The organism is Virgibacillus ndiopensis (assembly GCF_900187325.1).
Classification (GTDB): Bacteria; Bacillota; Bacilli; order Bacillales; family Amphibacillaceae; genus Virgibacillus_E; species Virgibacillus_E ndiopensis.
Genome location: NZ_FZMZ01000006.1, coordinates 1,282,113 through 1,304,717, shown reverse-complemented (window position 1 = coordinate 1,304,717; position 22,605 = coordinate 1,282,113). Strand labels below are relative to the sequence as shown.

Sequence of the window (22,605 nt, the reverse complement as noted above, 5' to 3'; positions counted from 1 at the left end):
GATTGATCTTTGATTTAGCTACGCTTCTTTCTCAACCAAATTTCTGACCGTTTTTTTCGATGGAATCATATTGAATACAATATTTAATACAATTGCTGTTACACTCCCAGCAACAATTCCATTACTTGTTAAAATTTGAATGCTAGATGGAAATTGCGCAAATAATTCAGGGACTACAGTCACTCCAAGACCCATACCAACTGAACATGCAATAATCATAGAATTTCCTTGCGAATCTGAAATTACATTACTTAGCATTTTAATTCCTTGAGAAACTACCATTCCAAACATTGCAATCATCGCACCACCTAATACTGCTGTTGGAATAATCGTTGTTAAAGCTGCAATTTTGGGAATAAACCCTAGTCCAACTAACATAATACCTGCAACGAAGATCACTTTACGGGATTTAACACCTGTCATTTGAATTAACCCCACATTTTGTGAAAAAGCCGTATATTGAAAAGCGTTGAAAATCCCTCCAAGTAAAATTGCCATTCCCTCTGCACGATAGCCTTTAGACAAATCATCTTCATTTAACTTTCTATCTGTAATATCACCAAGGGCAAAATATACACCCGTTGACTCAACTAATGATACCATTGCTACCAAAACCATGGTTAAAATAGCTGACCATTCAAACGTTGGTGTCCCAAAATAAAAAGGGTGAACCATGTGAAATAAAGATGCATCGGAAACTGCTGTGAAATTAACTCTACCCATAAGAGCCGCAACAATAGTTCCTGCAATTAAACCAATTAAGATAGAAATAGATCTTAAAAATCCTTTTGAGAATCGATACAATACAATGATAAAAATTAACGTACCAAAAGCTAATGAAATATTTGAAAGAGAACCAAAGTCACTAGCATCCTGTCCTCCTCCCATATTATTGATTGCAACAGGAATCAACGTAATACCAATAATTGTTACAACGGAACCAGTTACAACAGGTGGGAAAAAACGGACCAGTTTTCCAAAAAAACGACTTATTAAAATTACAACTAGACCTGAAACGATAATTGAACCATATATTGCTGATATTCCATATTCTCCACCAATTGCAATCATTGGACCAACCGCTGTAAAAGTACAACCGAGAACAACAGGTAGTCCAATTCCGAAAAAACGATTGTTCACAACTTGTAAAATCGTCGCAATCCCGCACATTAAAATATCTATCCCGACAAGATAAGTCATTTGCTCGGAAGTTAAGCCTAAAGCCCCACCAACGATAAGTGGAACTAAGATTGCACCTGCATACATCGCTAGAACATGTTGAATACCTAATGCCGCTGTTTTCATTTTACTGTTCCTCCTTAAACGTAACATTTCCATCCGTTAATGACGTAATAGTTGTTAACGCTTTTAAACGAATACCTCGTTCCCTAACTATCCTTCCACCATCCTGGAAGCCTTTTTCAATAACAATTCCAACGCCAGCCAGTGATGCACCTGCTTGCTCAACAATTTCCAAAAGTCCAAGCACAGCTTGTCCATTTGCAAGGAAATCATCCATTATGAGCACAACATCTTCATTTGATATATAATCCTTTGAAGCTGAGATTTCACTCGTTTCATTTTTGGTATAAGAGTAGACTTTTGCCGAATATAGATGATCAATTAATGTAAGTGATTTTCGTTTTCTTGCAAAAACTACCGGGACGCCTAGTTTCAATCCTGTCATCATCGCTGGTGCAATACCAGATGATTCAAGTGTCAAAATCTTCGTGACACCCGTTTCCGTAAAACTCATAGCAAATTCTTCACCGATATGCTGCATTAATACAGGGTCGATTTGGTGATTCAAAAATGAATCAACCTTCAAAACATTGCCAGGCAATACTTTTCCTTCTCTTAAAATCTTTTGTTTTAGATGCTCCATTTTTATCTCCTTCCCAGGAATAATAAAAAAAGCCCGAAGAACTCGTCTCCACTTCTACTATGAGCGGAAAACAGTCCTTCGAGCTTTGAGGAAATTCGAAAGATGACGAAAAGATTACCCCTCTCTAAAAATAGGCATAATCTATTCATCGTTTATTGCTACTCATAGTCGGTTTATTTACGGTAAACCGGTAGAAACTTGCAGGCCATATTCCCGCGATTATATGATTATATGAAATTAGAATGTTATTAGTATAGCACTTGATGTATGAAAAACAACCCCGATAACAATAAAAAAACTATTTAAATAATTTTTGAATCTCATCATTATGTTGAAACAATAATTCTTCCCTGTATTCTTTAGAACCCGGATTTCTTTTTACCTGTTGCCATAAGTAAGCAGCCACTTTTAATTTATCGGCATTCCTCTTGTTCTTTTATCTTTATTAAAATCCCTTGATATGTCCTATCCTCAGGAGACATTTTTTCTCACTTTTTCCTTGATGTTTTCCTTCTTCATAAACCTTTATTAAATCAGCTACGTCACAGCTTGATCCCCTCTTCGCTCAGCATCCCTTAAAGCTTGAGCCATATGTTTGTGAATGAAAATTTGGAAACATTATAATGTCTTTAAAAAACTCTCTTGCCTGTCGATTGAATTTAAATCCTTCTGGAATTAATTTCGTATCAAGCGTAATTTCCTTTGGGATCGCACTTTTTCTAAGATTTGTATGTTGCTTTCTATCGTCAGCGATATCTTCTCCAGCAAGAAATCCTTTTATTCTATGTTCCAACTCAGCTTTAATCCCATGTGATGATACATTATAGTTTAAACAAATCTTTTTAAGTTCTTCTTTATTCCAATAGTGGCTTGAAAATTCTTGTATGGTCATTCGTGGATGAAATTCTGGTCTATTTAACTAATCCAATATACATCCTCCAAGTATCCTATAAACTATAATAAACTAACGAAACCTCATGTTTCTCTTCCTATCCCTATCTCGTCTACTATTTTTTCCGCTGCTTTACGGTATAAATTGCTCATATTTATGAGGGAGGCAATCAGTAATAATTGTTCCAGGTAAGTAGAATCTTCATCGTCTAATTTATTTATTTCCTCATTTACCTCGTTTACATTGTCTTTTACATCCTCAACAAATTTGTCCGAGTTTATTTCAGCAAGATAAAGAAAGCTATTATAAAACTTTTCTAAATTAAATTCAGCTTCAGAAACCTTTTTATTTAAACCTTCTAATGATAGCTTAATATCATTTATTGATAAAGCGCCCTTCAACTGATAAATAAAACTTATTAGAATGAGATGTTCTTTTGAATACTTTTTATTGTTAATCGGGAATAATAACTTTCCTTTAGCATAATTGTTTATCATTGTTTTTGTTAAAACTTTTTCCTCTACATTTCTTTTTGAACCTTCATACTTCTTTTCAAATAATTGAATTACTTGATCCATATATAAATCTATATCTGGAATGTCTTCTAATGTTAGATGGTTATCCAAGGTTGACTTTGCTATTAACTCTATTTTTTCCAATACTAAAACTCCAATTTATTTATTTTCATATATTATAATGTAAAACCGCAGCAAAAGTAAACCTTGACTACATACTAAAACACCTTTATTATTATATGTAGTATCAAAAACTACATATAATAATAAAGGTGTTGATCATTTGAATACATACATTCGTGAGCCCATTAATGGATTTACTCATTTGTTTGGAGCAGTTCTATCATTTGTTGGATTACTGGCACTGGTAGTTAAAGCATCCTTGGTAACGGATTCTGCTTTTGCCATCATGGCTGTCATCATTTTCGGTATAAGTATGATCCTTTTGTACACGGCATCCGCTACATATCATATGGTAATTGCCAAAGATCATATTATTGCTTTTTTAAGACGGATTGATCATTCAATGATTTTTGTACTTATTGCTGGTACTTATACACCATTATGTATCATTAGTCTAAACGGGGTAACTGGCTGGGTTCTCTTCGGTGTCGTTCAAAGCCTAGCACTTATAGGAGTAGGGTACAAATTAATCTGGTTCCACTCTCCAAGATGGTTATCAACTTCTTTGTATATTGCAATGGGCTGGATTATCGTTCTTTTCAGTTCCTCTCTTACAGCTTCAATAGGAGTCAACGGAATGCTTCTACTGATTCTCGGAGGGATAGCCTATACGATAGGTGGAATTATTTATGGGTTAAAGCCTAAATTTTTATCTTTTAAACATATGGGTTTTCACGAGATCTTTCATATTTTCATTTTAGTTGGAAGCCTTTTTCACTTCTTATGTGTATATATGTATGTGCTTTAAAAATAATAAGCATGTGAATTCAAATGGAGTTCACATGCTTTTAATAATTAGGTGTTAATTTCTTTAGTAATGATAAAGGATACAGACTACTGCAGCAAGATTCCCACCTGCACTATCCCTCGCTACAGATTAATGCTAAATACTTTTGTGTGTTTAGCAATTCATTCTTGTGAATCATATTCACTGCTTGCAGGACTACTTACGTTTGGTAATTTCATATAACTTTTATTAGTATGATACAAGATTTGATAAAACATAATGGTACAGTAATTGTTCGGTATATTCCAGTGACGTTTCATGAGTTCTTTCAAAAGCGTGGGAAGAATCAATTCCCGGTCCTATAAGTCCATGAACAATATCATGCCCAGCTCGAATAGCTGCTGAAGCATCTGATCCATAGTATGGATAAATATCCAGTTTATAGTCAACATTGTTTGCCTCTGCAAGCTGTACGAGGTGTTTACGTAATCCAAAATGATATGGGCCGCTAGCATCTTTTACACAAATCGAGACAGTATATTCGTCAGTTGATTGACCGTCTCCCATAGCCCCCATGTCAACTGCTAAGTATTCAACAGTTTCTGGAGTAATGTTAGAATTCCCGCCATAGCCAATTTCCTCATTATTAGAAATAAGGAAGTGTGTGGTATATGGTAACGCAGTGTTTTCTTCTTTCAATCTTTTTATTAACTGTAAAAGGATAGCGACACTCGCTTTATCATCTAAATGACGCGATTTAATGAATCCATTATCGGCAATTTGGACACGAGGATCAAAAGAAACAAAATCTCCTACTTCTATTCCCAAATCACGAATCTCATCGGCATTTTCAACTTTCGCATCAATACGGACTTCCATATTTTCTTGATTTCGCTTAGCATCTCCAGCGTCCTTATATACATGGACAGACGTTTGGTGCATCAAAATGGTACCTGTAATAACCTTTCCAGAAGAAGTATGAATCTCACAATATTCCCCTTCAATCGAGTTGTAACGGAATCCACCAATAAGATCCAGACGAAGACGACCATTGCTTTTAATTTCTTTCACCATTGCTCCTAGTGTATCAACATGAGCCGTTAACATTCTATGTTCGTTATCATTTGCTCCTGGTAAAGTCGCAATTAGTCCACCCTTACGATTCCGTTGTGTCTCTATATTTAATTCCTTTAAAAAGTCTTCTACATATTGAATAACATTTGCTGTAAACCCGGAAGGACTAGGTATAGAAACCAATTGTTTAATAAGGTCTTTCGTTTCATTTACGTTTGGATATGTATTCAAAAAAATTCCCCCATTCAAAATCATCAATTATATTGTATCGCTAATTATGAAGACTAACAACAAATCAATATAAAAAGGCTTCCACAACCGGGAAACCAGTAAAATCTAGCATCTATTTATCATTGTTGTTGAATAGTATCTATACTTTCCTTTTGCTTCAAGAACGCCCTAACTTGAGCCGGAGTTAATCCGATATTTTTAGCAGCCAAAATAAGATTAACCCAGTCCATTTCATTTTTTTTCCTTTCCATTTCCTCCATTAATTTAACGATTATAATCAGCCCCTTAATTTTATAACGAGGAAATATCTTGTTAGAGGATAATTGTGTTATTTCTTCTACGTTTTAGGCACTTTTCACTCGTATACAAAGTTCACTTTATTGTCAATAAACATTCCAAACAACAATAGATGGACAACTTCATTTGCAAGTTCCTCTGGTTTTTTTATTCCCATTAATAATTTTGTTGCGGTAAGACGCTCAATTATTCCAGTTAAGCATTCCGCCACAATGTACATATCAATGTCGGAACGGAAATAACCTTCTTTTTGTTCATAGATAAGGTTTTTAGCTATTTGACTAGATAGTTCATTTTTCATAACCTCAGCATCTGAAGCAACAAAGAGTCCAATCTTGGTTAGATTAGCATGGTTAACGAAAAACTGAAAAATTGCTACTAATTTTGTTTTAATTGTATCTGAAACAGTATTTAAATTAACTCGTGACTCAAGTCGGCTATTCCTAATAAGATCAAATAATTTTTCGCGAAAACTATCTACCAATTCCTGAAAAATTGTCTTTTTGTTTTTGAAATATAGATAAAAAGTAGGTTGGGTTACACCAGCTCTCTCAACAATATTACTAATTTTTGTTTCATAATACCCTTGTTGAGCGAACTCATCGGCAGCAATTTCTAATAATAACTCTCTACTTCGTTCTCCATTTGCTCCTTTTTTTCTTCCTCTATTACTCATCAAAATGACAACTCCAAGCAGTATGTAATTATATTACTCATGAGTATCATACTATATAACGAACAATTGGTCAATAATAATTTTCCGAATACTAATAAAAAAAGGCTCTTTCCACATAGATTGTTGCTATTATTGAGAATACAACCTCATCTTGTTTGGCATCCTGAGACCGCCCCGGAAAGCATAGCGTTTACGGGTGGCAGAGCAATAAGCAATAAAAAGACGAAATCACCACAACACTTACGTCACTTTCTCAAATATTTAGATAAGATGCACACATTTGAAAAAGTAATAATCTTTAATAAACAGCTAAAAATAAAAAAGTTTCCCTCTGAAACGAAAAAGAATATAATATAAAATTGTACAGAAAAAAATAACCACATATAAAGGAGAATTGTTCCAATGTAAATCCCAAATAACCATAACGTAAACAGAAACTAATTAAAAATGGAAAGGGATTTTTTATGAGTTTATATAATGAAGTTAATAAACGAAAAACATTTGCAATAATATCACACCCAGATGCGGGTAAAACGACATTAACAGAACGAATACTTTTGTTCGGAAATTTAATTCGGTCAGCTGGAACGGTTAAAGGCAAAAAATCTGGGAAATATGCTACATCAGATTGGATGGAAATTGAAAAGCAACGGGGTATCTCAGTTACCTCCAGTGTGATGAATTTTCCATACAAAGACTATCAGGTAAATATACTGGATACACCCGGCCATGAGGATTTCAGTGAGGATACCTATCGGACGCTTACCGCAGTAGATAGCGTGGTAATGATTATTGATGCAACGAAGGGAATTGAAGCGCAAACAAAGAAGTTATTCAAGGTGTGTCGAATGCGTGGCATTCCGATTTTTACTTTTATCAATAAACTGGATCGTGAAGGTAGAGAACCCCTCGAATTATTAGAAGAAATTGAGGAGGTTTTAGACATTGAGACCTATCCAATGAACTGGCCAGCAGGAATGGGGAAACGGTTTCTTGGTATTTTCAACCGTAATGATAAACAATTTGTTCGGTTCAATGGTAATGAAGAAGAAACGTATATACCATACACTGATTTAGATAAGCCTGAACATCAGGATTTAGTGTCACAGGAAGCTTACCAAGTAGCAGAAGATGAACTATCCTTATTAGACGAAGCGGGAGATACGTTCTCATTAGATTCCGTTCTAAATGGAGAACAAACCCCTGTATTTTTCGGTAGTGCTCTAGCACCATTTGGAGTTGAAACTTTTTTTGATACGTTCATTTCTATGGCGCCAGCACCAACTCCAAGAAAATCAGAAGAAGGAATCGTGCAGCCAGATAACCCAGACTTCTCTGGATTTATTTTTAAAATCCAGGCCAATATGAATCCCGCCCATCGTGATAGGGTAGCATTTTTACGTATTTGCTCAGGTAAATTTGAGCGTGGTATGAATGTCAAATTGGCTAGAACGAATAAGATGATTAAACTTGCTCAAACACAACAATTTGTCGCATCATCCAGAGACACTATAGAAGAAGCTTATGCTGGTGACATTATCGGAATTTATGATCCTAATATTTACCGGATTGGAGATACATTGCTCGAAGGCAAAAAACAATTTGAGTATAATGAGTTACCACAATTTCCACCTGAACTATTTAAAAAAGTTACAGCTAAAAATGTTATGAAGGCAAAACAGTTTAGAAAAGGGATTGAACAGCTTGTACAAGAAGGGGCAATCCAGCTTTATAAAGATCATCGGAGCGAAACTAATATATTAGGCGCAGTTGGTGAACTTCAATATGAAGTCTTCCAGCATCGTATGAAAAATGAATATAATGTAGAAGTGATGTTTGAATCGATAGGAGAACGCATCCCACGCTGGTTAAAAGATGACAAGATAGACAAATCGCTTTTCGATGAGCGGAACATGTTAGTCAAGGATCGTGAGGATAATTACGTTGTTTTATTCAAGAATGACTTCTCTTTACGGTGGTTCCAAGATAAACATTCTACTATTGAATTGATTGATTTGTTTGAAGTGAATACGTACGATCAGGTAAACTAACGTATGGAAATTAGATTTGATGACTAACTTATGATTTAAGTTAGTCATTTTTTATTACAAGCAAAGTACAGTTTAAATAATCTCGCTTATCCAAAAAATTCATTCCCTCTAAGGCTTTAATCGTTCAATAAAGGTAGTCTTCATGAAGGAAAAAAGTGGATAGTATATTAAATTATAAAAACCAAATGATAACAGCATAGGTAAAAATTGTTGGCAAGAGATCCTTTTTAATTTTTCTATAATAACAGCGTATAGTAGTAAGGATGAATACATCATGAAACAATACCCACAATCGCAAAAACCAGTCATATTACTTAACATCGATTCTTTAATGCCCGAACCTTTAGAAGTAGCCGTGCAAACCGGACGTGCTCCTGCTTTACAATTTTTGATGGAAAACGGCACTTATATCCCAAATATGGTCAGCTCGTTTCCAACCATGTCCGTTACGATTGATAGCAGTCTTTTAACGGGTACATATGCTAATAAACATCATATTCCAGGTTTAAATTGGTTCGATGATTCTAGGAATGAAATCATTAACTATGGGACAGGTTTCCGTGAAACGTTTCGACTAGGTATGCGCAGGTCCATCCATAATATGCTCTACCGACTAAACAATGAGCACTTGAGCAGTGAAGTAACCACAATTTATGAGGAATTGGCAAATATCGGGATACAATCCGCCTCCATTAATTCCTTTGTTTATCGTGGCAATACACCGCAAAGGCTACATGTTCCTCGATTACTTAGTACATTGACCCGCTTTGAAAATGGCAAATGGACAACCAATACCCCAGCGACTTTATCTTTGGGTCTTTTTTCTAAATTACGACCGCGAGGGTTCACCATGCAAATTGCTGCAGGAAATTATAAGTATACAGCTCGGGAGCTTAGGCATTTAATTCGTAAAAATAAACTACCAGGATTTACATTCTGCATATTTCAGGATATGGACGCTCGCATACATTTCAAAGGACCAACAGATATAAAGGACATTACTAAAATTGACCGACAAATTCAAAAAACATTAAATATGTACCCAAGTTGGGAAGAAGCACTAAATCAGAATATATGGATGGTGATGGGAGATAATGGTCAAGCTGCAACAGGTACAAGTTACCGGAAATTCATTATTGATTTGCGCAAAATATTAAAAAAATATCGTATCGCACGTATTGAGCGCCCTGTACACAAAAAAGATCAGCTTGTCCTATGTGTAAACCAGCGTATGGGCTATATATATGTATTGGACAACAGACTTCCGCTCCCTGCTGTTATCGAACGTCTGAAAAGTGATCATCGCATCGATATCATTGCATGGAAGGAGAAGGATTCCATTCATGTTTTATCCGGTATGAGAGAAGGATTGTTAATCTATCGTCCAAAAGGAGAACATAGCGATGTGTATAACCAAACGTGGAAGATTGAAGGAAACCATGAACTTCTAGATTTGTACATTTCAAATGAAAAAAAGGTGTCGTACGGAGATTATCCAGATGCCTTAGCACGGCTATATAGTGCATTGCATTCTCATTCAGGTCGTTTCATTGTAGTGAATGCCAAACCAGGCTGTGATTTTAAAGCACAATCGACCCCATTCCACCTTAGTGGCGCGGCTCACGGTTCATTACATAAACAAGAAACGCTTGTACCATTGGTGATTGCGGGAACAACCGAGAAACCTACATTCCCGCGTCTGATTGATATGAAAGCATTCATACTTCGGATTATATCTCAACAGTATAAGGGTTAACAAGTACTAAGAAGATACTACCAAAATACACATAGATTAATCAGTCATTTGAATATAAATATTTTAACTTGAATTATATATAGAAAATCGATGATAAGCTACTAAGAGCTATCTTATAAGCTATTGTAAAACAGTAATGCATCTAAAAAGTAAAAATAGCCATTTTTTATAGAGTTAAAGGGCAACCAAGTAATCACAGGTCATCTCATATTATTTTTTAAGTACCGGGAAAACCGACCGACTTTAATTCAATTAATGCTTGCCTGTATATGGCATTTAATTTATGTGTGAAATAACAGTTTATTTTTTGCATTAAATTAAAACCTGAGTATACAAGCTTCTGAAATAAACACTTGTATATTCGGCCTTTTTATCCATCAACAATCATGCCCGTTTATAGAATACGCTAACATTAATTTAAACTAATAGTATTCGAATGATTTAATACCCTTAACGAGATTCCGACGGCCAGGATCTCAGTAAGCCTGCAGACTGCAAAGGAAACGAATGGTTTTATAAGTGGATCAGCGGCAAGGCACATCACCGACTAAACCTCTTGTATGCCGAATTGCTCTATGGCTGTCCGACGAAAGGAAAGTATACATGGCAGCTCCACTATTGATGTGATCTAGCCTAAGTGTACGATTAGCTTCATATCTTCTTAAATTCCGACCTGGTACCAATCATCTATCAGGTCAGAATTGGTAATGCCGCTAATCTTCTTATTGTTATCTTGGAATTGATCTTCTACATAATTAATCAGATTCTCCGTAATCTCTACTACTCTCTTATTCTTTTCTTCATACCTATGATGGCAAATATACGTTTTTTTTAAATTTCATAAACAAAACAACCTGTTTACTATTTATTATTGAGCAATAGATAAATTTGTTATATATTTATAATAGAATGTATATTTTGTAATAATAATGGAAGAAGTGCTTGTTAAATGGAAAATTGGGAGGCTGCCTATATAGCAGGAATAATTGATGGTGAGGGTAGTATAACTCTTACCAAAATGCATAGTAAAGAACATAGAAGACCCTGTATTTCAATACCTTCAAATGATAGAGAAATGTTAGTATATATTAAGCATCTAACTGGTGGTAGGATTTACAATAAAAAGAATTATAATCCACTTAAACACCAAAATTCCTATACATTATATATCAAAAGAAAGGAAGAAGTATTTCGAATTTTAAAAGAGATATATTTATATTTAAGAATAGAAAGGAAAAAGAAAAGGGCAGAATGGATTTTAAAATATTATAATATAGTTACACCTAGGAATGGTAAATATAATGAGGAATCACTAAAAAAAAATTATTATTTGAAGAAAGTTTTTTTAAACTTTAGCAAAACATAAACACTGTTACTTAAACCATAATAATGTAATAAATTTAAATATGGTTATGTTTAATCTTCTGAACCCGATAATCATGAACTCGATTGGTCACGTGACTACAACACGGGCAACTATGCGGTTTCTTCTCCAACTCTACGTGAACTTGATATAATCCATCACGCTTACATGACTTGATAAACCCTTCTAAACCTGGGAAAGAAATGTTAGAATTCAATTACACGCATCTCCTTTTTTGTTTTTGTTTATTGGTCTAAACAAAGTCTAACAAAATTAGGAGATTGCGTGTTTTATTTATCAGATAATTTTCTGTACCCCAACAATTATTTTAGAGCCAAAAAACAAACACAAAAAAACCACCAACTTATGTATTGGTGGAGACGGTGGGACATGCTCTTCCATGCTTTCGACATGGCACTGACTATATCTTGAACCTAATTATTATAGGCTCTCCGGCGTCTTATGCAGAATATATATTTACCTTAAATGGGCAGGAACTCCACATCCTAGTACTACCAAATATGGCAGCCTATAAGTCGATACACGGCTGTTGGATTACTCCACACACCGCTCGGTATTGCCTTATTGCTTTAAAGGATATTCCAAATAGCAACTTAGGTTTCACCGATAAAGCCGGATTTTCACTTTTGTGTTACCACAAAAGGCGACTATTTACTAATCGAACCCACGTCCAGAGATATCGCCACTCAGGCTTCTACACGTGTAGTTGGTATATTATCATTCACTGACCTCCAGGCCTACCAACAGGCTTAAAAGGTAGCTAGTCTGATTAGTTTCAACTATCATCCTCAGACGGTGGATAACAGTATAGCCCGCTTCATTTGAGACCCTTCAATCTGCTTCACGGGCAAAAGCAGGAAGGATCGCTTAGCAGTGCTTACGCAGCTGCTAAAGCTGGTTGATTATTAGTTTTGCCAGTTATATTTAGGCGAGTAACGTTTTACGAGCCGTAACCTCGACGCGCAACCTGAGCTCAATCTACCCCTGTCGAATCCGTAACGTCCCCATAAAAGAGAAACGCTCGGGGTTTAACGAGCAATTATTTAATTAAGTGTCATCTAACGACAATTCTTATTATATCATATATCTTACTAAATTCAAGGGATGGAAGGATTTACAAACTGTTATCTATCTGTAATCACGGTCCTTAATTGCTCGGTCGATATCACGCTTCATCTGTTTTTGCTTCAAATCTTCTCGTTTATCGTATTTCTTTTTCCCTTTTCCAAGACCTATTAATACTTTAGCAACACCGTTTTTGATATAAACTTTTAACGGAACAAGTGCATAACCTTGTTGCTGGGTTAAACCAATTAGTTTATCAATTTCTTTACGATGCAAAAGCAGTTTTCGTGTTCGCGTTGGATCATGATTAAATCGGTTACCTTGCTCATAAGTAGCGATGTGCATATTAATTAGTTTAACTTCACCCTTATCAATTCTTGCATGTGAGTCCTTCAAGTTTATTCGACCAGCACGTATTGATTTAATTTCCGTACCTTGTAACACGATACCCGCTTCATATGTTTCTTCTATAAAATAATCATGAGATGCTTTTTTATTTTGTGCAATTGTTTTTCCAATTCCTTTTGGCATTACCGGTTCCTCCTACTACTTCGTGAACCTTATTTTACCAAAGATTAACTAAATAAGCCAACGTGATAAGAGCTAGATAAACAATAGCAAACTAATGGCCATTAGTACCATTCCACTAATTAAACCATAAATGGAGACATGTGCTTCATCATACTTTTTCGCAGCAGGTAATAACTCATCTAATGATATAAATACCATAATTCCCGCAACAGCTGCAAAAATGACGCCAAACACAACATCATTCAAAAATGGCATGAGAATCATAAAAGCAAACAATGCCCCAATCGGTTCTGCTAAACCAGATAAAAAGGAGAGTTTAAATGCTTTCTTTTTATCATTTGTGGCGTAATAAACGGGAACAGATACGGCAATACCCTCCGGAATATTGTGAATAGCTACCGCTACCGCAATTGCAAATCCTAGTGTCGGATCCTGTAATGCTGACGCAAATGTAGCTATACCTTCCGGGAAATTATGAATACCAATAGCTAGTGCAGCAAATATTCCCATCTTCAATAAGTCAGGGTTATCAACCACTTTACTTGGATTCTTCATATCTTCTACCTTTTTCAATTCATGCGGGTTTGATTGAGATGGAATAAATCGATCAATTAAAGCAATCAGTACCATTCCGGCAAAAAAAGATCCTGCTGTTAACCAGCTTCCTCCCTTTTCTCCTAACTCACCAATTAAAGCATCCTGTGCTTTAACAAATATTTCAACCATAGAGACATAGATCATTACACCAGCTGAAAACCCTAATGCAAATGATAAAAATTTCGTGTTGGTTGTTTTAGCGAAAAATGCCAACAAACTTCCAATCCCGGTTGCTAGCCCTGCAAACAATGTAAACAGAAATGCAATAATTACTTCTTCTGTCATTCACCACGCGCCCCTTTGTTGTACATGTTTATCAATGTTTCCTTAGGTAAACTATTTTAGTTATAGATACATCTTATTTTATTGACTAACAAAATGCAACTAAAAATTTCAAAACAAAAAAGATTAATTCTGCAGGAAGGAATGGAAAATCAACCTGTTCGAATTAACCTTTAGTTTCTTCATTTTTGCTATATTATTTTACTTCTATATTATTTAACTTTTTTCTTTTTCTTATTATCCTTCTTCTGTGGTTGTTTGCTACTTACTATTTCAAAATCTACTGCATGTTCATCTAAGTTAACACTGTCTACGCGAACCTCAACTTCATCCCCAATACGATAAATATTTCCGGTTCGTTCTCCAATCAATGCATAACTTCGCTCATCGAAATGATAGTAATCGTCAATTAATGTACTGACATGAACAAGGCCTTCAACTGTATTTTCCAGTTCTACAAACATTCCAAAATTAGTTACAGAACTAATTATACCTGTAAACTCCTCACCAATTTTATCCTGCATGTATTCTGCTTTTTTCAAGTCATCTGTATCTCGTTCTGCATTAACTGCTGCTCGTTCCATTTCCGATGTGTGTCTAGCAATTTCAGGTAAACGTTCTTTCCATCCTTGAATCGTTTGATTATCTATTCGTTTATCAATCAAATATGTCCGTATTAATCGATGAACAATCAAATCGGGATATCTTCTAATTGGTGATGTGAAATGTGTATAAAACTCTGTCGCTAAGCCAAAATGTCCAATACTTTGCGGATCATATTTTGCCTGTTTCATTGACCTCAGCATTAATTTTGATACGATCATTTCCTCTGGTTCACCTTGAGCCTCTTCAATTACTTTTTGCAAAGCTTGTGGATGCACTTCATTTGCAGTACCCTTTACAATATAACCAAGGCCAGCAAGAAATTCGAAAAAATGTTCTAATTTCCCATGATCTGGATCTTCGTGAATACGATGAATAAACGGCACATCCATCCAATGGAAATGCTCAGCAACTGTTTCGTTTGCAGCAAGCATAAACTCTTCAATTAAACGTTCTGCAACAGATCTTTCACGAAGCACAACGTCTTCAGCTTTACCATTTTCATCAACAATAACTTTAGCTTCTTTAAAATCAAAGTCAATAGCACCGCGTCCCATACGCTTTCCTCGTAAAATCGAAGCTAATTTCTCCATCTTTTCAAACATTGGTACAAGGGCATCATATTTACCTCGAATTTCTTCATCTTTATCTACCAAGATCTTATTAACATCACTGTAAGTCATTCTCTCAGTTGTTTTAATGACACTTTGGAAGATTTCATGATTGACAATTTCGCCTTTTGGATTGATTTCCATTTCACAACCTAATGTTAATCGATCTACTTGCGGATTTAATGAACAAATTCCATTTGATAGACGATGTGGAATCATCGGGATTACCCGGTCAACCAAATAGACACTTGTACCACGCTCATAGGCTTCTTTATCCATTGGTGTGCCTTCCTTAACATAATAACTAACGTCAGCAATATAGACACCGAGCTTATAATTACCATTCTCCAGCTCTTTAACCGTCACGGCATCATCAAGATCTTTCGCATCAGCACCATCAATCGTAACAATCACCTCATCACGCAAATCACGACGTAATGAAATTTCTTCTTCATCAATAGTATCCGGTGCATTTTTCGCTTGTTCTAGTACCTCGTCTGGAAAATCAATTTTGATCCCATGTTTATAAATGATTGAGATTATATCAATGCCAGGGTCATTTTTATGTCCAAGAATTTGAATAATCTCCCCTTCTGCACTCTTACGGCCTTCCGGATATTTTGTTATATAAACAATCACCTTATGGCCAGTAACGGCTCCGTTTGTCATCCCTTTGGGTATAAAAATGTCATTCGGAATTCGTTTATCATCTGCAACAACGAAACCAAATGAACGATTATCTTCAAACGTTCCGACTACTGTATGAACGGATCGTTCTAGAATTCGAATAACTGTACCTTCTGGACGATTGTCACCTTCACTTTTCTTTTCCAAACGAACCAATACTTTATCATTATTCATTGCAGATGCAAGATCAGAGTGATGTATGTACACATCCCTTTGTTCTTCATCATCGGGGATTAAAAATGCAAAACCTTTTGCATGCATTTGGATTTTACCACGAATTAAATTCATCTTTTCAGGCAACCCAAATCGATTCTTCCTTGTACGAACTAATTCACCGGCATCTTCCAATTCATTTAGTGATTTTACAAGCTCCTTAAACTCCACTGAACTTTCTAGATTTAACACTTCCTCCAGTTCATTTACAGATAACGGCTTCGTCCCGTTTTCCTTAAAGAATTCAAGTATTTTATCTTTTATATAATCGGTCATTTTGTTCACCTTCTTTCATATCTATTGTTTACCTTTTTGCATGATTTATAATCAAATTTGTTATACTTCCCAGTCGAGAGATTCTAAAAATAGAAAAATATCCTCATGTAATTGTTCTTTTTCTTTATCCAACGTAATAACATGTCCTGATTCTTCATACCATTTAATATCTTTAATGTCAGATTCCACATTTTCATAGATGTACGTCGCGCTTTTCGTATTAATCATCTCATCTTTTTCTGCCTGAATAACAAATGTCGGTGTATATATGGTATCGACATTATTTTTTACTTCTGTAATGAATTCACCCAATTGTTTAAACATAGCTTGTGAGTTTTCGATTAAAGAATTAACTTCTTTTTCTATTGCTTCATCTTTTTTTCCTTCCAACTGTTTAAATTCCTTTGCAAACGTGCGAAAACCCTGTGATAATTGTTTTTCATTGTCAAAAAACATTGGGGAGCACATGGTAATAATTGCTTTTAGTTGTTCGGAATACGACAATTTTAACCCTAAAACTCCACCAAGCGATAATCCAGCTACAGCTATTTCCTTGTAGCCAAGGTCCCGTAAATGTTGTAATGCGTTTTGTACATCCTCCCACCACTGGTCAGAATTTGCTTTTATCAATTCTTCCGGAGGTAATCCGTGTCCCCGGTAAATTGGTGCATGGCATGTATAACCCTTTTTCTCTAAAAATCTTCCAAGCATACGTACATCTGCAGAATGACCAGTGAACCCATGTAATAATAATACCGCTCGAGGGCCGGCTTCAAACGTAAATGGTTCAGGTAATTTAATTTTCATTTTGCTGCATCTCCTTCTTGATCGTTACCTTTGTATATTATTACAAAAAAAATAATCCCTTACCACAAATTTGGGTAAGGGATTATTTTTATTGTAAAACATAAGCACTTAAGAATGCTAGGACAAATAATAGAACTCCTGCAACCACCGTAGAACGATGTAATACTAAATCAGCACCTCTAGCCTTTTGCTTTCCAAATAATTGTTCGGCACCACCAGAAATAGCTCCAGAAAGACCTTCACTTTTCCCAGATTGTAATAGTACCAAAATAATCATAATAATTGCATCAATAACTAATAATATGTGTACAAAAGCTTCCATGTTACCAAAGCACCTCCTGCAACGTACAAATACCTACTTGTACTTTAGCACAATTTAGTTTTAATTAGCAAGTTAATTTTTAGAAAAGTACAGAGTTATTCATAACCTTGGACCTTTTAAAAAAATAGTTTTATTCTAAATTTATGACTTTATTTTGAAGCAGGTGAATGTAAAGTGGAAAATGAATATTGGTTAAAGATGCGTGATGGGGTTGAAGTATATACGAAAAAGTGGAGTGATTCAAAGCGAAAACCAAAAGCAATTATTCAGTTAGCCCATGGAATGGTTGAACATATTAACCGATATACTGATTCTGCCAATTTTCTAGTTAAACAGGATATTTTTGTATATGGTAACGATCATCGTGGTCATGGAAGAACTGGAGAAAGGCAAGGTTTGCTAGGTTATTTAGCAGAGAAAGATGGGTTCCAAAAAGTAACGGATGATCTATATGAAGTTTCCAGGAAAATAAAAACTGATTTTCCAAATGTACCTTTATTCCTACTTGGTCACAGTATGGGTTCATTTTTAGCGCGTAATTATATCCAATCCCACAGTGATGAAATTGACGGTGTTATTTTATCTGGGACTGGTTATTTCCCAAAAATCAAAACATATGCGGGGAAAAAATTATCTTCTCTCTTTCCACCTAGAAATCCTAACACACTAATGAATTTTCTTACCTACTTCTCGTATAATAAAAAAATTGGTAATCGTAAAACAACCCTTGATTGGTTAACCAGTGATGAAAAAACGGTCCAAGATTATATGAACGATCCCTACTGTGGATTTGTTCCAACAGCAAGATTTTTTTACGATTTAATGTCGGGAATCATAAATATTCAAGATGATATTCGTAACCAAACTATTCGGAAAGACCTACCAATGCTTTTGATTAGTGGTGACATGGATCCAGTTGGCGATTACACAAAAGGGATCTGGAAAACTGCACAATTATATAAAAGGGTAAATATTGAAAATATAATGGTAAGTTTTTTTAAGGATGGTCGTCACGAACTTCTAAATGAAACAAATAAATATGAGGTTTACCACGCTATTTTTGATTGGATAATAAACCAAATAGATGCCTAAATGCCTATGAATAAATATTATTATTTGTGCCTTACGTAATAAGAGTTTAAAATAAGAGAGATGGTAGATAAATTCATACGAAAGGCTGAGTTAATAGAATGGTAAATATAAACGGAATTGCAGCATCAAGTGGTATAGCAATTGCTAAAGCCTACCAACTTGTTACACCAAGTCTATCTTTTGAAAGAAAAACGATCAACAACCCAAATGAGGAAGTTGAACGTTTAAATAAAGCACTTGAAACTTCTAAACAAGAATTAGAAAAAATTAAAGAACATGCAAAGAAAGAAATTGGAGATGAACATGCTGAAATCTTTTCTGCTCATTTACTTGTCTTAAGTGATCCTGAACTTATTAATCCAATAAAAGACAAAATTAAAACAGAAAATATGATGGCTGAGGCAGCACTTGAAGACACTGCGAATATGTTCATCGAAATGTTTAAAACAATGGATAATGCGTACATGCGTGAACGTGCAGCTGATATTCAAGATGTCACCAAACGTGTACTAGCACATTTACTTGGCGTTACATTTCCTGATCCAGCATTAATCGATGAAGAAGTAATTGTTCTTGCACAAGATTTAACACCTTCCGATACTGCTCAATTAAATCGACAATTTGTTAAAGGGTTCGCTACAGATATCGGTGGCCGTACCTCACATTCTGCGATAATGGCAAGGTCACTGGAAATTCCTGCGGTTGTTGGAACAAAAGACATCTCAAGTACGGTACAACAACATGATATGGTTATTGTAGATGGTATAGAAGGTACGGTCATAATCAACCCTTCTGAGGATGATATCGCTACTTATAAACAAAAACAAATTGCGTATGAACAACAAAAAGAGGTGTGGGCACAATTAAAAGACGAGCCAACTGTAACTTCAGACGGAGAGCAAGTAGAATTAGTAGCTAACATAGGTACTCCAGATGATGTTCATGGCGTTCTTAATAATGGTGGAGAAGGCGTTGGACTATACCGTACTGAGTTTTTATACATGGGTAAATCGGAGTTACCTACAGAGGATGAGCAATATGATGCTTATAAATCTGTCCTCAAACAAATGGGCGACAAACCGGTTGTAGTTAGAACATTAGATGTTGGTGGCGATAAAGAGTTAAGTTATTTAGATTTACCAAATGAATTAAACCCATTTTTAGGTTTTCGAGCTATCCGTTTCTGTTTAGAAAATGAACCTGTTTTTCGGACGCAATTACGTGCATTGCTTCGTGCAAGTGTTCATGGAAACTTAAAAATCATGTTTCCTATGATTGCAACACTAGAAGAATTCCGACAAGCAAAAGCAATTCTATTGGACGAAGAAGAAAATTTAACACGTGAAGGGATAGACGTTTCAAATGATATTGAGGTCGGAATCATGGTAGAAATCCCTTCCACTGCTGTTATTGCACAACAATTTGCTAATGAAGTTGACTTTTTCAGTATCGGAACAAACGACTTAATTCAATATACAATGGCTGCCGATCGAATGAACGAACGTGTCTCCTATCTTTATCAACCATACAATCCAGCTATACTAAATTTGATTAACAATGTTATAGAAGCTGCGCACGCAAAAGATAAATGGGTCGGTATGTGTGGCGAAATGGCAGGGGATCCAATCGCTATTCCAATTCTGTTAAGTCTTGGATTAGACGAGTTTAGCATGAGTGCAACATCGATTTTGCCAGCACGTACACAAATTAGAAGCTTATCAAAAGAAAAACTTGCATCTTATAAGGACAAGCTCTTAACAATGGCAACAGCTGAAGAAGTAGTTGCGTTTGTAAAAGAAAAAACAGAATAACCTTATAAAAAACTCGCTCAGACTTGTATTAAGTGTCTAGCGAGTTTTTTTATTGCGGTGTTGTTTGAAGTGGGTGCGTGATTGCTGATGATTGGGCCGCGCCTCATTTATGGTTGGGGTACGTTTACTCGGGCTTATCGCACGCTCTCTCTCGTTTATCGCGCTCTCCCTCGTTTATTGCACGCTCCCCAGGTTTATTGCACACTCCCCAGGTTTATTGCACGCCCGCACACGTTTATTGCACGCTCCCCAGGTTTATTGCACGCTCGCACACGTTTATTGCTCGCTCCCCAAGTTTATTGCACGCTCGCACACATTTATTGCACGTTACTCTACAATCTCTAGTTTCTGTTCAATACTTGTTCGCCCTTTGTTTCTTGGTATTCTTTTCGGATATCCTATCTGTAGAACTGCTGCAATCTTTACCGTTTCACTGTCCAAGCCAATATCTTTTACAAACTCTTGGTCTTGCATATAGGGGGTGATAGTCCAAAGCATCCCAACATTAAATTCCCATGCGGCTAGCTGAGCGTTCTGAATAAATGCACATACCGCTGCATACTCTTCTTCAAATCGTACTGGATCCTGCTCTTTTTCAAAGTAAATTAATGCATGATGAGGAATTTCTAGTAAAAAATCTTTCATAGAAGTAATCATTTTTAATGTCTTCGGATTATTATCGTTTTTCAACATACCAATTCGCTGATAGCTATCAATAATCGCGTCTACAAATGGACGTTTTCCTTCTTTTTGGTATAGTTTTATATTCCAGGGCTCCTTCATATAATGGGTTGGTGCCCATGACCCATATGAGAAAATTTCTTTTAATATATTAATATCTACTTCTTCATCGGTAAATGTATGTATAGATCTGCGTTCAGTAATTGCTTTTAATAGTTCGATAGTTGCTCACCTCACAAGTCATGATCTATTTATATATAACAGATTTGTATGTTTTCACTGAGAGAAATTAGGTATGAAAATGATAGTTAAAGGGGGGATAGTAGTGAATATTTATATAAAATTAGCTGCTAAAATTCCTCCCCTGTCATCAAAGACATAAATTCCGAATAAAATTTTTCATAATCAAGTTTTAGCGCAATTCGAAATGTCTTTTCAACCTCTTTTTCTTCATTTGTATACGGCCTTATATCAGCTATGCTTTGACCTCTTGCATCTCCAGTCATGGATTGAACTATTTGTACGGGAAGATTGTTAAATGTAAACATATCCTCGTGAATTGTCGCCATTAAAGTTAAAGCATCGTGGACTGGGCTGCCTTGAACATTAGGGTTTCTTTTTTTATAGAAATCATAATAATAATCAAGTAATGGTTTCACAATTTTTGTTTTTCCTATGTAATCAATATAATTAACCATTTCTGGCGTTACAATTGCATATTTTGTGACGTTTAAAGGAATAATTGTTACATTGTGAGCGTATCTTAACACGATCTGAGCTGCAATTGGATCTGCATAAAAATTAGCTTCTGAGACTGGTGTAATATTACCCGGAACCCAAAATGCTCCCCCCATAATGTAAAAACTGTTAACTTTACTCATCAGTTCTCGATACAGTATAAACATAGTAGCTAAAGAGGTTAGCCTACCAATATTGACAATTACCAATTCATCTTGATATTCTTCAATAATTTTTACGATTTCAAAAAAGTTTTCAGTAATATCCCCATTATATACTTCACTAGGGATAATAGGGCCTAATCCATATTCACCGTGGATTTCAGGAAAGAATTTAGGTATTTCACCAGTCATTGGAACTTCAGCGCCACTAATTATACTAACCTCTTCTTCTGAAACATTAAATATATCAGACAAGTAATGCACACTAGCTATAGCACGTTCTCTTGGTACATTACCATAATCAGCCACAACTCCAATGATATCAACTTGATCTTTAAAATACCCATAATTCAAAGCGATTATATCATCAATACCAATATCTCCAAAGAGCAATACTTTTTTTTGCAAATTTTAATCTTCCTCTCATTGTAAATATATGTTATTTATATACTTTATT

The 22,605-nt window shown here is 35.4% G+C and carries 20 protein-coding genes, 1 other RNA gene and 1 riboswitch; of the genes, 6 read left to right on the top strand and 15 right to left on the bottom strand.

The genetic code is table 11. The annotated features are described in order from the left end of the window. Positions 1 to 18: 18 nt before the first annotated feature. The 4 genes from CS937_RS18595 to CS937_RS18580 all read right to left on the bottom strand — a co-directional run bounded on the left by CS937_RS18595 (position 19) and on the right by CS937_RS18580 (position 3,436). Entirely contained in the window at positions 19 to 1,305 is a 1,287-nt protein-coding gene (locus tag CS937_RS18595; protein WP_099159954.1) for a nucleobase:cation symporter-2 family protein, read from the bottom strand. A gap of 1 nt (position 1,306) precedes the next feature. After that, positions 1,307 to 1,885 carry a xanthine phosphoribosyltransferase gene (locus CS937_RS18590; RefSeq protein WP_099159953.1) on the bottom strand — a complete coding sequence of 193 codons (579 nt, stop codon included), beginning with the start codon at positions 1,883 to 1,885 and terminating at the stop codon, positions 1,307 to 1,309. Between the two features lie 145 nt (positions 1,886 to 2,030). After that, positions 2,031 to 2,132: riboswitch (purine riboswitch) on the bottom strand. Positions 2,133 to 2,450: 318 nt separating this feature from the next. After that, the gene (locus tag CS937_RS18585) at positions 2,451 to 2,777 is read right to left on the bottom strand and encodes an SAP domain-containing protein (protein WP_099159952.1); all 327 of its coding nucleotides are present in this window, start codon (positions 2,775 to 2,777) and stop codon (positions 2,451 to 2,453) included. Positions 2,778 to 2,860: 83 nt separating this feature from the next. Next, positions 2,861 to 3,436, bottom strand: a complete 576-nt coding sequence (locus CS937_RS18580) for a DUF1836 domain-containing protein (RefSeq protein ID WP_099159951.1) — start codon at positions 3,434 to 3,436, stop codon at positions 2,861 to 2,863. Between the two features lie 139 nt (positions 3,437 to 3,575). On the opposite strand from CS937_RS18580, the gene trhA reads away from it, so the two are divergent. Then, entirely contained in the window at positions 3,576 to 4,223 is a 648-nt protein-coding gene (gene trhA, locus CS937_RS18575) for a PAQR family membrane homeostasis protein TrhA (RefSeq protein ID WP_099159950.1), read from the top strand. Positions 4,224 to 4,451: 228 nt separating this feature from the next. Here trhA and CS937_RS18570 read toward each other — a convergent pair whose 3' ends face one another. From CS937_RS18570 to CS937_RS18565, 3 genes are all read right to left on the bottom strand, one after another. Continuing rightward, positions 4,452 to 5,531 carry a M42 family metallopeptidase gene (locus tag CS937_RS18570; protein ID WP_099159949.1) on the bottom strand — a complete coding sequence of 360 codons (1,080 nt, stop codon included), beginning with the start codon at positions 5,529 to 5,531 and terminating at the stop codon, positions 4,452 to 4,454. 95 nt (positions 5,532 to 5,626) lie between these two features. Continuing rightward, positions 5,627 to 5,737, bottom strand: a complete 111-nt coding sequence (locus tag CS937_RS19260; RefSeq protein WP_176555887.1) for an anti-repressor SinI family protein — start codon at positions 5,735 to 5,737, stop codon at positions 5,627 to 5,629. 125 nt (positions 5,738 to 5,862) lie between these two features. Continuing rightward, entirely contained in the window at positions 5,863 to 6,480 is a 618-nt protein-coding gene (locus tag CS937_RS18565) for a TetR/AcrR family transcriptional regulator (RefSeq protein ID WP_099159948.1), read from the bottom strand. A gap of 464 nt (positions 6,481 to 6,944) precedes the next feature. Here CS937_RS18565 and CS937_RS18560 point away from each other — a divergent pair, with 464 nt between their 5' ends. The 3 genes from CS937_RS18560 to CS937_RS18550 all read left to right on the top strand — a co-directional run bounded on the left by CS937_RS18560 (position 6,945) and on the right by CS937_RS18550 (position 11,653). Further along, positions 6,945 to 8,531, top strand: a complete 1,587-nt coding sequence (locus tag CS937_RS18560; protein WP_099159947.1) for a peptide chain release factor 3 — start codon at positions 6,945 to 6,947, stop codon at positions 8,529 to 8,531. A 274-nt stretch (positions 8,532 to 8,805) separates the two neighbouring features. Next, positions 8,806 to 10,287, top strand: a complete 1,482-nt coding sequence (locus CS937_RS18555; RefSeq protein WP_099159946.1) for an alkaline phosphatase family protein — start codon at positions 8,806 to 8,808, stop codon at positions 10,285 to 10,287. Between the two features lie 949 nt (positions 10,288 to 11,236). Further along, the gene (locus tag CS937_RS18550) at positions 11,237 to 11,653 is read left to right on the top strand and encodes an LAGLIDADG family homing endonuclease (protein ID WP_099159945.1); all 417 of its coding nucleotides are present in this window, start codon (positions 11,237 to 11,239) and stop codon (positions 11,651 to 11,653) included. Positions 11,654 to 12,326: 673 nt separating this feature from the next. Here the strand turns inward: CS937_RS18550 and ssrA are convergent. The 6 genes from ssrA to secG form a co-directional block, all read right to left on the bottom strand. Continuing rightward, positions 12,327 to 12,669, bottom strand: a transfer-messenger RNA (tmRNA) gene (gene ssrA, locus CS937_RS18545). Positions 12,670 to 12,799: 130 nt separating this feature from the next. Continuing rightward, positions 12,800 to 13,267 (bottom strand): SsrA-binding protein SmpB, encoded by a 468-nt coding sequence (gene smpB, locus CS937_RS18540; RefSeq protein ID WP_099159944.1) that lies wholly within the window; start codon positions 13,265 to 13,267, stop codon positions 12,800 to 12,802. A 72-nt stretch (positions 13,268 to 13,339) separates the two neighbouring features. Continuing rightward, positions 13,340 to 14,149, bottom strand: coding sequence for a zinc transporter ZupT (zupT, locus tag CS937_RS18535; protein ID WP_099159943.1), 810 nt, complete (start codon positions 14,147 to 14,149; stop codon positions 13,340 to 13,342). 209 nt (positions 14,150 to 14,358) lie between these two features. Continuing rightward, positions 14,359 to 16,536 (bottom strand): ribonuclease R, encoded by a 2,178-nt coding sequence (gene rnr / locus CS937_RS18530; protein WP_099159942.1) that lies wholly within the window; start codon positions 16,534 to 16,536, stop codon positions 14,359 to 14,361. 60 nt (positions 16,537 to 16,596) lie between these two features. Next, positions 16,597 to 17,343, bottom strand: a complete 747-nt coding sequence (locus CS937_RS18525; RefSeq protein WP_099159941.1) for an alpha/beta hydrolase — start codon at positions 17,341 to 17,343, stop codon at positions 16,597 to 16,599. An 88-nt stretch (positions 17,344 to 17,431) separates the two neighbouring features. Further along, on the bottom strand, positions 17,432 to 17,665 hold the full coding sequence (secG, locus tag CS937_RS18520; RefSeq protein ID WP_099159940.1) for a preprotein translocase subunit SecG: 234 nt from the start codon (positions 17,663 to 17,665) through the stop codon (positions 17,432 to 17,434). Positions 17,666 to 17,839: 174 nt separating this feature from the next. On the opposite strand from secG, the gene CS937_RS18515 reads away from it, so the two are divergent. Both CS937_RS18515 and ptsP read left to right on the top strand, forming a co-directional pair. Beyond that, positions 17,840 to 18,757 carry an alpha/beta hydrolase gene (locus tag CS937_RS18515; protein ID WP_099159939.1) on the top strand — a complete coding sequence of 306 codons (918 nt, stop codon included), beginning with the start codon at positions 17,840 to 17,842 and terminating at the stop codon, positions 18,755 to 18,757. 98 nt (positions 18,758 to 18,855) lie between these two features. After that, entirely contained in the window at positions 18,856 to 20,568 is a 1,713-nt protein-coding gene (gene ptsP, locus CS937_RS18510; RefSeq protein WP_099159938.1) for a phosphoenolpyruvate--protein phosphotransferase, read from the top strand. A gap of 327 nt (positions 20,569 to 20,895) precedes the next feature. Here the strand turns inward: ptsP and CS937_RS18505 are convergent, their stop codons facing one another. Together CS937_RS18505 and CS937_RS18500 are read right to left on the bottom strand one after the other, a co-directional pair. Further along, complete coding sequence (locus CS937_RS18505) at positions 20,896 to 21,453, bottom strand: nitroreductase family protein (protein WP_281251929.1); 558 nt, start codon at positions 21,451 to 21,453, stop codon at positions 20,896 to 20,898. Positions 21,454 to 21,599: 146 nt separating this feature from the next. Continuing rightward, the gene (locus CS937_RS18500; RefSeq protein WP_099159936.1) at positions 21,600 to 22,556 is read right to left on the bottom strand and encodes a nucleoside hydrolase; all 957 of its coding nucleotides are present in this window, start codon (positions 22,554 to 22,556) and stop codon (positions 21,600 to 21,602) included. Positions 22,557 to 22,605: the final 49 nt, after the last annotated feature.